At 39.8% G+C, this 13,476-nt stretch carries 11 protein-coding genes; 5 read left to right on the top strand and 6 right to left on the bottom strand.

Going from position 1 to position 13,476, the window contains the following annotated elements; genetic code table 11:
* Window positions 1–109: 109 nt before the first annotated feature.
* From OC457_RS09455 to OC457_RS09430, 6 genes are all read right to left on the bottom strand, one after another.
* Window positions 110–1,084, bottom strand: a complete 975-nt coding sequence (locus OC457_RS09455) for an alpha-L-glutamate ligase-like protein (protein WP_080173079.1) — start codon at window positions 1,082–1,084, stop codon at window positions 110–112.
* A 3-nt stretch (window positions 1,085–1,087) separates the two neighbouring features.
* A complete protein-coding gene (locus OC457_RS09450) occupies window positions 1,088–2,602 on the bottom strand; it encodes an inactive transglutaminase family protein (protein WP_080173080.1) in 1,515 nt (504 codons plus the stop codon).
* Between the two features lie 15 nt (window positions 2,603–2,617).
* The gene (locus OC457_RS09445; protein ID WP_080173081.1) at window positions 2,618–3,424 is read right to left on the bottom strand and encodes an ATP-dependent zinc protease family protein; all 807 of its coding nucleotides are present in this window, start codon (window positions 3,422–3,424) and stop codon (window positions 2,618–2,620) included.
* 88 nt (window positions 3,425–3,512) lie between these two features.
* Window positions 3,513–4,487, bottom strand: a complete 975-nt coding sequence (gene cmoB, locus OC457_RS09440) for a tRNA 5-methoxyuridine(34)/uridine 5-oxyacetic acid(34) synthase CmoB (protein WP_080173082.1) — start codon at window positions 4,485–4,487, stop codon at window positions 3,513–3,515.
* 16 nt (window positions 4,488–4,503) lie between these two features.
* A complete protein-coding gene (gene cmoA, locus OC457_RS09435) occupies window positions 4,504–5,232 on the bottom strand; it encodes a carboxy-S-adenosyl-L-methionine synthase CmoA (protein WP_080173083.1) in 729 nt (242 codons plus the stop codon).
* A gap of 172 nt (window positions 5,233–5,404) precedes the next feature.
* Window positions 5,405–6,292: a DUF72 domain-containing protein gene (locus OC457_RS09430; protein WP_080173084.1), complete on the bottom strand. Its 888-nt coding sequence runs from the start codon at window positions 6,290–6,292 to the stop codon at window positions 5,405–5,407.
* A gap of 324 nt (window positions 6,293–6,616) precedes the next feature.
* Here OC457_RS09430 and aspS point away from each other — a divergent pair, with 324 nt between their 5' ends.
* The 5 genes from aspS to cydA all read left to right on the top strand — a co-directional run bounded on the left by aspS (window position 6,617) and on the right by cydA (window position 13,463).
* Window positions 6,617–8,398, top strand: coding sequence for an aspartate--tRNA ligase (gene aspS / locus OC457_RS09425; RefSeq protein WP_080173085.1), 1,782 nt, complete (start codon window positions 6,617–6,619; stop codon window positions 8,396–8,398).
* A 198-nt stretch (window positions 8,399–8,596) separates the two neighbouring features.
* Window positions 8,597–9,118: a crossover junction endodeoxyribonuclease RuvC gene (gene ruvC / locus OC457_RS09420; protein ID WP_080173086.1), complete on the top strand. Its 522-nt coding sequence runs from the start codon at window positions 8,597–8,599 to the stop codon at window positions 9,116–9,118.
* A gap of 147 nt (window positions 9,119–9,265) precedes the next feature.
* Complete coding sequence (gene ruvA, locus OC457_RS09415; protein WP_080173087.1) at window positions 9,266–9,889, top strand: Holliday junction branch migration protein RuvA; 624 nt, start codon at window positions 9,266–9,268, stop codon at window positions 9,887–9,889.
* A gap of 27 nt (window positions 9,890–9,916) precedes the next feature.
* A complete protein-coding gene (gene ruvB, locus OC457_RS09410) occupies window positions 9,917–10,933 on the top strand; it encodes a Holliday junction branch migration DNA helicase RuvB (protein WP_080173088.1) in 1,017 nt (338 codons plus the stop codon).
* Window positions 10,934–11,876: 943 nt separating this feature from the next.
* Window positions 11,877–13,463, top strand: a complete 1,587-nt coding sequence (gene cydA, locus OC457_RS09405) for a cytochrome ubiquinol oxidase subunit I (protein ID WP_080173089.1) — start codon at window positions 11,877–11,879, stop codon at window positions 13,461–13,463.
* Window positions 13,464–13,476: the final 13 nt, after the last annotated feature.

Genomic DNA, 13,476 nt, shown 5'->3' with positions numbered 1-13,476 from the left:
ATGATACTTAAGTTATCGACATTAATCATAGTAACTTTAATGATTTATTTTAAATCATAAAAAGCCCTGAATATATCAGGGCTAATCATATTATGGTGTTGATAGTGTATTAAAAATCAGGTTTTGCACCAAATTGATGAGCACAATAAGCAACGCGTTCTTCTGGTGTTGGTGTGTGTGCAGTGACCCCCATGGCTTCAATATGACGCAGACGTGGTAATAAGCCCGTACCATTCGCAATTTGAATAGCGAGACCAGGGCGAGCATTAAGCTCTAGTACCATTGGGCCTTTGTCTTTATCCAATACCATATCGGTACCTATATAGCCTAAGCCTGTCATTTCCCATGCACTGGCTGCAAGCACCAGTAGCTTGTTCCAGTCGGGAACTCTAAGCTCACTTAATAAGCGTTCAGTATCAGGATGACGTTCGACGGGTAAGTTAAACTGTACCGCTCGAATTGCTTTTCCTGAGGCAATATCAATACCTACGCCGACCGCACCTTGGTGAAGGTTAGCTTTGCCATCAGATGCAGCCGTTGAGCAACGCATCATTGCCATAACCGGGTAGCCTTTAAATACGATCACACGTACATCAGGCACACCTTCATAGCTAAAGCCATCAAAGACATTATCAAATTGAATCAGGTTTTCGACCATTGCAACATCATTTTTACCACCAAGGGAAAATAATCCTGCAAGGGTATTGGTAATATGACGTTCAACATCTTGTTGATTAATTTCAGCACCTGATGGCTTAACATAAATGCCATCTTTGTGCTTCACTATCACCAAAATACCCTTACCACCTGAACCTTGGGCTGGTTTTATTACAAATCCCGGCCAGTTTTTAACCATATGATGAATATGTTTAACGGTGGCTTGGCTATCGATAACACCAATAAGATCCGGTACCGTTGCGCCCGCTTGCTGAGCAATAAACTTGGTTTTTAGTTTGTCGTCGACAAGAGGGAAACGGCTACGATCATTATATCGACCAATATAGCTATGGTTACGTTTGTTCATTCCCATGATGCCACGATCACGCAGTTTTTTCGGTGAAGTAAACTGTGAAAAGAATGACATAGATTAATCCTCGACTAATGGCTTAAAGCGACGTAACTCACTTAAGCGATAACCGGTGTAGTTACCTAGAATTAAGATAACAGCAAGGATAATAAATTGAACGCCGATAAAGTTAAACGTTAGGTGACGTATGATTGGTGTTGTCATTGCAAGGTAAATTAACACAGATGTTAATAGTGAACCGCCACCTTGAATAAACACTTCTTTCGCCCCTTCTTCTTCCCATAGAATCGACATTCGTTCGATAGTCCATGAAAGAATAATCATTGGGAAGAAAGTAATCGTTAGACCTTCAATTAAGCCAATCTTAAACGCTACTACAGTGAATATCGAAATGATCAATATTACGGTAATTATCACCGCAGATATTCGAGCGACCAGAAGTAGGTTGAGTTTCGAGAGATAACTTCGAATGATCAAGCCTGTGCCAACAATCAATAAGAAACCAATAATACCGGTTAATAACTGGGTTTGTACAAAGGCAACCGCAATTAACACTGGCATGAATGTGCCTGATGTTTTTAGTCCTACGATGATCCGTAAAAAAACGACAATTAACGCGCCAATAGGCACAAGCATGATGGTTTTAAACATTGCTTGTTCTTCAAGCGGCAAACTATGTATCGAGAAGTTTAGTAGATCTTCAACTTTGATTTTTTCTTGGGTTGCACGTTGTGGGGTTATGTCTTGAGCAATAATTGAGAAACTGATATTTGAGTTACGACCACCAACAACGTCAAGTAATGCATTACCTTGTTGGTTCCAAATCATCACATTTTCAGGTTTGCCTTGTTCACCTGTAGTGAGGTTAAACAGTTGCCAGTTTTTCTGCTGCTTATCCCATACTTCAACCATTGGCGATACGCTTTGACGACGACGACCATCTTCAAGTGTTAGACCACTGACAATACGAGAGTGAATACCTTCAAGTGACAATAAGCTCGTAACAACATCGGCAGGTGACATTGTATCAAGTAATACCGCGGCATTTTGATTTTGCTTATCACGTAATTCACGAATTAATTCACGGGCTAATGTTACATCATCGGCTGATAAATTACGTGCTTGCGTTAACAGTGCAGTTGCTGCTGTTTGTTGTGGATTACTTAAACTAACTTCAGCAGGTTCACCTGTTGGCGGCACAGGTTTATAGCGTGCGTGTTCATCCACCAATAGCTGAGTTTTGTAATACAACACTTGTTTGCCAATTGCTGTACGTGTTGCCCAATCAGCTTCTCGGCCGTCTTTAGTATTATGGATCACAACAGAATAATTTGGGGGTGATGAAGTACTTTCATCAATAAGAGTGAAGCCTTGTTGTGTTCCTGGTGCTGACATTTTTACTTGTACGGGATCGCCAATTGCATCAAATTGCACTCGAGCTTCAACTTCCCAGACCGCACGTTCTTTTCCGGGGGTCCATGGCACACCATAAACATCATGGCGATACACGCTTAATCCAATACCGGAAATTATCAGCAGGGATATAAGTATATAAAAAGGTATTCTAGACGTCATGATAGCCTCTTGATTTTATTCATTAACTTGGACTGGCTTTGGCTCAGTCTTTCCTTGTACAAATTGTTTACCTACATCGACTAACGCAATATCTTTAAAGAATTCACGGCCAAGTAGAACAGGGAAATCCATTTTCGTTCTATCTGCGAGAGTGAACTGTGCTTTTTCGTGTAAAGAGCCTAATGTGATCCATGCTTCGATCACTGGACGGCGAACAGCTTCTTCAGAGGTTGACTGACGAATACGTACCCAGCGATAAATTGGTGCTTCAATCGTTTCAGGTTTTGTTTTGTTATTTGCTGCAATTTCTGCTGGAGTATCAATGGCAGAATTATGACTTAAATTAAAACGAACCCATTCTTTACCATCACGTTCAAATGTTTGAACATCAACGGCATTGAGTGATGATGTTGTCGCACCAGTATCAACACGGGCTTTAAAATGGCTCTTAACAGAATCAATCCAGACCCATTCCTCTTGCCCTAAGATGACTTTGCCATTAGCAATTTTAGAATCAACGGCGGGTTGTTCTGCGGGAATGCGAATTATCTGTTTTTCAACAATGACTTTAGGTTGAGTTAGGCTCTTGTGCTTAAGAAATTTTATATCTTTTGAGATAGATGCTAATTTTCTTTCAAGTTGACCTATATATTGTTGTTGTTTTTCAACATGTGCAGAAACATTATTGATTTTAGTGTCAATGTGTGTAGAAACATTATTAATGGCCGCTAAAGTTTGTTGGTGGTTTTTCTCTAGCGTTGCGTTTGAGGTGCATCCTGAAAGTATCGCTAGTGCAATTACTGATATGCTAAGACGAAGCATCATATCTCCTATGTGCGTCTGTTTTATATAATAACTACATCAGTTTACATTAAAAAAGGGATGCGCACAGCATCCCTTTTGTCAGTCGTTAGTCAGGATTCCTACCGACTAAGATTGCACGTCTTGGTGCTGGATAACCTTCTATAGTTTTTGAACTATCTTCTTGGTTTAAATATTCCGGTAGCGAATTATTTGTCATCCAGTTGGTTGATCTTTGTTCGTCTGTAGTTGTGATATTCTCATCAACAATACGTACATCAACAAAGCCACATTTTTCCATCCACACTTTTAATGCCTTGGCTGAAGGGAAAAAATAGACATTATGCATTTGTGCATAACGATGAGTAGGTACAAGGACAGTATTTTCATCGCCATCAATAACTAATGTTTCTAAAATTACTTCACCACCTGCACGCAATTGATTTTTCAGTTGTAGAATATGATCTAGGGGTGAACGACGGTGATATAGCACCCCCATGCTGAATACAGTATCAAAGGCTTTTAGTTCAGGTAATTGTTCGATGCCAAGGGGTAATAAATAGGCGCGATCGTCTTGACCCATTAAGCGTTTAATGGCTTCAAATTGGATCAAAAATAAGCTTGAAGGATCAATACCAACAGTTAATTTTGCCCCTTCACCCAGCATGCGCCACATGTGATAGCCATTACCACAACCGACGTCTAATACACTACGGCCTTTTAATGGGGTGATATGTGGTAATACACGATCCCATTTCCAGTCTGAACGCCATTCGGTGTCGATATGGATATCATGAACAGTGAATGGCCCTTTACGCCAAGGATGAAGTAAACGTAATAGACTTTCTAAACGTTTTTTCTCACCGTCAGCAATAGGGGTTGCATTGCGCAGACTAACATCATTTTTGAGATCAATAATATCTGGCTTATCGGTTGGGAATTTTTGCAGTGCGCGTGCCCAACGAGCCATGTCACCATGCTCTTGTTGTTCCCAATCAGTTAATTGTTGTGGCAGAGTATTTAACCATGGACGCAGAGTCTCATGTTGAGCAAGAAGCTGATAAAAAGCAGAAAAACTAAACATATTGGAACTATAAACCTTATTTAATCGCAAACATTGAGCCAAAATTGAAGCATTGGAACCATACTTCAGAGCTAGAAAAACCGATATTATTGAAACGTTGTTTGTGGGTTTCAATACTATCTGGACGCATTACATTTTCAATAGCACTGCGTTTTTGACTAATTTCTAATTCGCTATAACCATTGGCTCGTTTAAAATCGTGATGAAGATCGATAAGCAACTCATTTGCCCGCTCATCATCAAAAATATATTTTTCCGATAAGATCAATATGCCACCAGGACGTAGACCTGCATAGATTTTCTCTAATAATGCGAGACGATCATCGGGAGATAGAAATTGGAGAGTAAAGTTGAGTACGACAACCGAAGCATCTTGAATATCAACTTGACGAATATCGGCTTCTATTACTTGTACGGGGGTTTCAGAACGGTAGGCATTCACCAATAAACGGCAACGCTCAACCATTGCGGCTGAATTATCAATCGCGATAATTTCACAGCCTTCTTGATCAATATGACGACGCATCGATAAAGTGGCAGCGCCAAGTGAACAACCAAGATCGTATACTTTCGAATGCGGTTTAGCAAAGCGTTCCGCGAGCATACCAATCGCAGAGATGATATTGCTATAACCCGGCACCGAGCGTTGAATCATATCTGGAAAAACTTCAGCAACACGTTCATCAAACGTAAAATCGCCCAGCTTTGCAATTGGCGTAGCAAAAATATTATCGTGGCTTGCCATTCTCACGAACCTCATCATATATAAAGAACAAGTATCCTACAGGGACTACGATAGAGACTGGATTAAAGCACTGCTATCAGGCGATCCATCACCTTTGAAAGGTCGCGTATTGTAGAGAAAATAGCACCATTTGTCTTTAATAATTGTTATTGCACTTTTTTTTGAATATTGCTTATAACAGAGCGATTTGTTGATTTTGCTGTTGGTGTTGTGGTTTAGCTAAATCAGGTAGTTCCATCGTTGTCGCTACATGTTGTTGTAAGCGTTGATATAAACGGATGGCTGATTCTGGTGCATGATTATTATCTGGTGAATGGATAAAGAGGTAAGGCTGTTTACCTGCGGCTAACCATAATGGTATTCGCTGTAACCAATTATTAAAGAAAGGATCGTTATAGCTATCATCAGGATGACCAATAAAGCGAATAACGGGGTTATTAGCGGTGGCAATAGCATGAACAGGAAGACGCGGTTTTTTACGTTGTGCCTCTATGGTTGCAGGGGTTGTTGGTGGTGCTGAGAAGAGGGGACGACTATCCATAATTATTCGATTACTGCCTTTTTCAATGAGTAATCGATTAAGTGTTTGTTCCGCGATACCTTTAGTAAAAAACTCAGGATGACGAACTTCAACACCGGTTGTGAGATGTGACGGCAGCGTGTCAAGAAATTTGGCTAAGATGGGCAATGAATCTGGTCCAAATTGTGCGGGTAATTGAATTTTCCAAATCGCGGTTTTAGGTATTATTACTTGCATCGTATTTAAAAAATCAGCCACGGTTTGATTGCAATGACGCAGTTGCTGCTGGTGAGTAATAGTTTGTGGCAGTTTAAACGTAAAACGAAAAGGGTCAGGGGTAGCATCATGCCATTTTTGTACTGTTGCCATACTTGGCGTAGCATAAAATGTGGTATTACCTTCTACCGTTGTAAATACTTCAGCATAGCGCGCAAGACGCTCACCACTTTTACAACCTTTATCATATAGGCTGTTAACCCAATGGTTGTGTGACCACTGGGTTAAGCCTATTCGAAGTGGTAGATTTTGGGTTGATATCATTTAAAGTTCAAGCCGTTGATATAATATCTTAGAATTTTATCGTAACTCACCTTGAAAAGCTTAAATAACCATGACAGAAAACGATTAATTACGATTCCATTTTTGATTGGTGGTAGATCGTGCGAATAAACGTGCGGTTAACTTCGCAAACTGAGGCCGTTTGGGTATAATAGCTTGTTATTTTTGCCTCTTGGTCGGCTTGCTATCCAATTTTATGCGTAAATTAGACAGCAAGCGGTCGGGATTGAACCAGTTGTACTTGGGTTAGCAGTGAGCTGTGACTCGAGTACGAACATGCTAATATAGACAGATTGGGAATTTCTTATGCGCACCCATTATTGTGGACACCTAAATAAGTCCCTAGCAGGACAAACAGTAGATTTATGTGGTTGGGTTAACCGTCGCCGTGATTTGGGCGGTCTTATCTTTATTGATATGCGTGATCGCGAAGGTGTGGTTCAGGTTGTTATTGACCCTGATATGACAGAAATCTTCGGACTAGCAAACCAATTACGTAACGAGTTTTGTATTCGTCTAACGGGTGAAGTGCGTGAGCGTCCTGAAAGCCAATGTAATAAAGACATGGCAACAGGTGAAGTTGAAATTTATGCAACTGGCCTTGAGATCATCAACCGTTCAGAAGCGTTACCGCTTGACTTCAACCAAAAGAACTCAGAAGAACAACGTCTAAAATACCGTTATTTAGATCTTCGTCGTCCAGAAATGAGCGACCGCATTAAGCTACGTGCTAAAGCATCAAGCTTTGTTCGTCGTTTCCTTGATGATAATGCTTTCTTAGATATCGAAACTCCAGTACTAACGAAAGCAACACCAGAAGGTGCGCGTGATTACTTAGTACCAAGTCGTGTACATAAAGGTAAATTCTACGCATTACCGCAATCACCACAGTTATTTAAGCAATTGTTGATGATGTCTGGTTTTGATCGTTACTATCAAATCGTTAAATGTTTCCGTGATGAAGATTTACGTGCTGATCGTCAGCCTGAATTTACTCAAATCGATATCGAAACATCGTTCATGTCTGCAGATCAAGTACGTGCAACAACTGAAAAAATGATCACAGAAATGTGGAAAGAGCTATTAAATGTAGATCTTGGCGCATTCCCTGTTATGTCATTTGAAGAAGCGGCACGTCGTTTTGGTTCTGATAAGCCAGATCTACGTAACCCACTAGAGTTAGTTGATGTTGCTGACATTGTTAAAGATGTTGAGTTCCAAGTATTCTCTGCTCCAGCAAATGATCCTAAAGGTCGCGTTGCTGTTATCCGTGTTCCGGGTGGCGCATCTCTAAGCCGTAAGCAAATTGATGAATACACTAAGTTTGTAGGCATTTATGGTGCGAAAGGCTTAGCATGGATGAAGGTTAACGATCGCGCTGCAGGTATTGAGGGTGTTCAATCTCCAGTGGCTAAGTTCCTAAACGCAGAAATTGTTGAGAACTTACTTGAGCGTACTCAAGCAGAATCTGGCGATATCATTCTATTTGGTGCTGATAGCAAGCGTGTTGTTACAGAAGCGATGGGTGCACTTCGTCTGAAACTAGGTGAAGATCTAGAATTAACTGATAAGTCAGCTTGGAAACCACTTTGGGTTGTTGATTTCCCAATGTTTGAAGAAAATGAAGATGGCTCATTGTCTGCAATGCACCACCCATTTACTTCTCCATTAAACCTAACTCCAGAAGAGCTAGCAGCTAACCCTGCTGATGCATTATCCAATGCATACGATATGGTTATCAATGGCTACGAAGTGGGCGGTGGTTCTGTACGTATTCACAACTCAGCAATGCAATCAACAGTGTTTGATATTCTAGGTATCTCAACTGAAGAGCAACGTCTGAAGTTTGGTTTCTTACTAGATGCATTGCAGTTTGGTACACCACCACACGCAGGTCTTGCATTTGGTCTCGACCGTTTGGTAATGCTACTTTGTGGTACTGATAACATTCGTGACGTTATTGCATTCCCTAAAACAACCGCAGCAGCATGTCTACTTACAGATGCGCCAAGCTTAGCAAATCCAGCAGCATTGGAAGAACTTTCAATTGCCGTTAAGATTGCAAAGAAGAAAGTAGATCAAGAATAAGTTAGATTATTAAATCAACTGACTTGACGATATTCACTATGATTAATCTTTATTAACAATAGCGAATAACAGGCCGACCCTTAGTAATAAGAGGTCGGCTTATTTTTATGTTTATATCAATGTTAATGTGGAGTGTGGTTAGACTATAGTTAGCTGCAATCGAAAATTGATATATTAACCAAGTGGTATATTGGATTCATGTCTATCATTTTAGGTATTGACCCCGGTTCGCGTATTACGGGATACGGTGTTATTCGACAAGTTGGTCGTAAGCTAGAATATTTAGGCAGTGGATGTATTCGTACATCATGCCCTGATATTCCCGGTCGATTAAAACAGATTTATGCAGGGGTTTCTGAGGTTATTACTCAATTTCAACCCGACTGTTTTGCGATTGAGGAAGTGTTTATGGGTAAAAATGCCAGTTCTGCGATCAAGCTTGGGCAGGCGCGTGGTTGTGCTATTGTCGCGGCCGTTAATGCAGATTTACCTGTGAGTGAATATGCAGCGCGACTAATTAAGCAAGCCGTAGTGGGCAATGGTGGAGCAGATAAAGTTCAGGTACAGCATATGGTGTGTTCAGTACTCAAGCTGGAAGGGAAACCACAAGCTGATGCTGCCGATGCTTTAGCGATTGCTATTTGTCATGCTCATACTCATAAAACTTTAATTGCAATGGCAGGTAAAGTAACCAGTGCTCGTCGTGGTCGTTACCGTTAGTTTATCGAGTAATAAGCCTTATTGTTATTATATAGAAGCAGCGATGGCTGCTTTTTTTATTGAAGGTAGTATGCATAAAGGGCTGGATATTGATCCAGTAGTTTACTATTCTAGTGCCAGTTTACTTCCTATTATAGAGATGATGTTGTGATTGGCCGACTACGCGGAATTGTGATTGAAAAACAGCCACCAGAAGTACTCCTTGAAGTGGGCGGGATTGGCTATGAAGTTGCTATGCCGATGAGCTGTTTCTATGAGTTACCTGAGTTAGGTCAAGAAGCGATTATTTTTACTCACTTTGTTGTGCGTGAAGATGCCCAGTTATTGTATGGCTTTAATAAAAAAAGCGAGCGTGAATTATTTCGTGAAGTCATTAAAGCAAATGGTGTTGGACCTAAATTGGGTCTAGCTATCTTATCTGCAATGACGGCAAGTCAATTTGTACGTAGTGTAGAGCTAGAGGATGTTACTACGCTGGTTAAAATTCCGGGTGTGGGTAAGAAAACTGCAGAACGATTAGTGGTTGAGATGAAAGATCGTCTAAAAGGTTGGGGTGAAGGCGATTTATTCACCGCAGCACTTGATACCGCAGCATCTAATGCTGAAATTCAATATCCAGCAAATCAAGCGCGAGCTGAAGATGAAGCCGTTAGCGCATTAGTTGCTTTAGGTTATAAACCACAAATTGCCGCTAAAGTTGTAGCACAAGTTGCTCAGCCAGACATGACCAGTGAAGCGATGATTCGTGATGCACTACGTTCAATGGTGTGATCACACATCCTGTAATAGGTATTTATTATGATTGAAGCCGATAGACTGGTTTCTAGTAATTTTGAGACACCTCGCGAAGATGAAATTATAGATCGCGCTATTCGTCCGAAGTTACTCAACGATTATCAAGGTCAAGATCACGTTCGTGATCAAATGGAAATATTTATTCAAGCAGCAAGATTGCGCAATGAGGCTCTTGACCACTTATTGATCTTTGGTCCTCCTGGTTTAGGTAAAACCACCTTGGCCAATATTGTGGCTAATGAAATGGGTGTGAGTATTCGTACTACATCAGGACCAGTGCTTGAAAAGGCAGGAGATCTGGCTGCGTTATTAACTAATCTTGAAGAAAACGATGTGCTTTTTATTGATGAAATTCATCGTTTAAGCCCGCAAGTTGAAGAGATTCTTTATCCAGCAATGGAAGACTATCAATTAGATATTATGATTGGTGAAGGTCCTGCAGCGCGTTCAATTAAAATTGATTTACCACCATTTACCTTAATTGGTGCGACGACACGTGCGGGATCGTTAACCTCGCCATTACGTGATCGATTTGGTATTACGCAACGCTTAGAATATTACAAAGTGGATGATCTTAAAGATATCGTCTCTCGTAGTGCCAGTTATCTTGGTTTATCCCTTGAAGAGGGAGGGGCGATGGAAATGGCAATGCGTGCTCGCGGTACGCCACGTATTGCGAATCGATTATTACGTCGTGTTCGTGATTATGCTGAAGTGAAAAGTAATGGCCATATTTGCTCTGAAGTCGCAAATAAAGCACTTGATATGCTCGATGTTGATAGTAGCGGCTTTGACTATATGGACCGTAAATTATTGATGGCTATTATTGATAAGTTCATGGGGGGACCCGTTGGACTTGATAATTTAGCTGCTGCAATTGGTGAAGAGAGAGACACTATTGAAGATGTACTTGAGCCATATTTGATTCAGCAAGGTTTTTTACAACGTACACCACGTGGTCGAATTGCAACTCAACGTGCTTATTTACATTTTGGACTTGATATACCAAAAACAAAATAATAACGGAAAGTAAAAAGTAAAAAGTAAAAAGTAAAAAACGAGACAATAATAGTCTCGTTTTTTTTATACCTCTATTTCAGAAATATAAAAAAAAGCTAATATTTAACAATAATAATGTTATTGAAAATAATATTGATTACCATTTAATAACGAGTTGGTACTTTTAATTAAACACAAAAGTATAGAATTTTATCTGAACTTATTAAGTATTGTTTTTTTGTATAATATTTATCCTTTAAATATTTAATCATAATTAAAATCTATTTAATACAAAATGATCGTTTGAGGCCTTTTAGTTCAATGAATATTATAATCATACAAATAAGACATTGTTATATAATGAATTTTTTGCTGTTTAGTTGGTTTTTTATTTAAGTGAAATATTTATTAGTACCACTTGTGGATTCTTTATTGGCATACAATTATTTGCAAATGGAATTGTGTAACCTGTTGTTTAATATTGATTTATAGAGAGCTTTTTGCAAAAGCGGTAATGATTTTATATTGATTGATTGTGAATAAATAAGAATGGATTATGATCTAATGCATCATTATTAAAAGTAAATATTAAAAATACAGGTGGTATAAAGTTTAAAAAATACGAAAGAAAGGTAATATTTTTTGATGTAAATCATGTTTAGTGGCGTCGTTGGCTTGTGGCGGTGTTTTATTTGATAAATATCAAAGCAAAACTATTAATAAATACTTTGAAGATTATTGCTGATATCTGTAATATTAGCCTTGAATTTATTAGCTGTAGAATAACAGTAAAACAATATTTTTGGTACAAAACTGCAACAATAGAATGGACGCCATTATCATCATGATTAATGCGATCAGGAAGATCATTAATATTGCGGTTTGTTATCTACGATTGGCTAAAACCAATAACCAGTACACTGTGTAGTACTTCACCCGTCAGCAGGTGAAAAAGGAGTTATCAATGTTAACTGATGTCGTCGAACTATCGCGGTTACAGTTCGCTTTAACAGCGATGTATCACTTTTTGTTCGTTCCCCTGACTCTAGGTATGGCGTTTTTACTTGCCATCATGGAATCAGTTTATGTTATGACAGGCAAGCAAATCTATAAGGACATGACAAAGTTCTGGGGTAAGCTTTTCGCGATTAACTTTGCATTGGGTGTGGCTACTGGCCTATCCATGGAATTCCAGTTTGGTACAAACTGGGCTTATTATTCTCATTATGTTGGTGATATCTTCGGTGCGCCGTTAGCGATTGAAGCACTGATGGCGTTTTTCCTTGAATCCACTCTAGTCGGTATGTTCTTTTTTGGCTGGGATCGTCTATCAAAACGTCAACACCTTACAGTGACATGGTTAGTAGCGTTAGCGTCTAATTTCTCTGCATTGTGGATCCTAATTGCTAATGGTTGGATGCAAAACCCGGTGGGGGCTGATTTCAACTACGAAACCATGCGTATGGAAATGGTGAGCTTTGCTGAAGTCGTCTTTAACCCTGTTGCTCAGGTTAAATTCGTACATACAGTGGCATCAGGTTACGTATGTGGTGCAATGTTTATTCTTGGCGTAAGTTCATACTACATGCTAAGAGGACGTGATATTGCCTTTGCTCGTCGTTCATTTGCGATTGCTGCTGCTTTTGGTCTTGCATCAATTGTATCGGTAATGATTTTAGGCGATGAATCAGGTTATGAATTAGGTGACGTTCAGAAAACTAAGCTAGCAGCAATTGAAGCTGAGTGGCATACCGAACCTGCTCCAGCGGCGTTCACGGCTTTTGGTTTCCCTAATCAAGAAACGATGGAAACAGATTACGCAATTAAGATCCCATATTTAATGGGTATTATTGCAACACGTTCACTGGATACTCAAGTATTAGGTATTCGTGATTTGAAAAAGCAGCATGCAGTACGTATTCGTAATGGTATGGTTGCTTACGGTTTACTTGAGAAATTGCGTGCAGGTGATAAGACGCCAGCCAATGTTGCAGCATTTAATGAAGTAAAAGGCGATTTAGGTTATGGCCTATTATTGAAGCCTTATACTGATAAAGTTGTTGATGCAACCCCTGAGCAAATTCAAAAAGCTGTTGATGACTCTATTCCTCGTGTATGGCCGCTATTCTTTAGCTTCCGTATCATGGTGGGTGCTGGTTTCCTAATGTTTGCTATTATTGGCGCTGCATTTGTACAGTCTTGCCGTCATAAAATCACAGGTAACAAGTGGGTACTTAAAGCTGCATTATTTGGTATTCCATTACCTTGGATTGCAATTGAAGCGGGTTGGTTTGTTGCTGAATATGGTCGTCAACCATGGGCTGTTGGTGAAATATTGCCAGTACATATGGCCGCATCCAATCTTGAACCATCACAATTATGGTTCTCGTTAGCTGCAATTATCGGACTTTACACTCTGTTCTTGATTGCTGAAGTGTACTTGATGCTTAAGTTTGCACGTTTAGGTCCAAGTAGCTTGAAGACAGGCCGTTATCATTTTGAGCAAAAAGATACTGCACAAGATGTCGTTTCACGTCAGGTTGAAGTGTAAGCAGGGAGAAACA

The sequence above is a fragment of the Photobacterium toruni genome (assembly GCF_024529955.1).
In the GTDB taxonomy this organism is placed as follows: domain Bacteria; phylum Pseudomonadota; class Gammaproteobacteria; order Enterobacterales; family Vibrionaceae; genus Photobacterium; species Photobacterium toruni.
The sequence above is the reverse complement of the archived record's forward strand: the minus strand, read 5'-3'. Positions and strand labels throughout refer to the sequence as shown.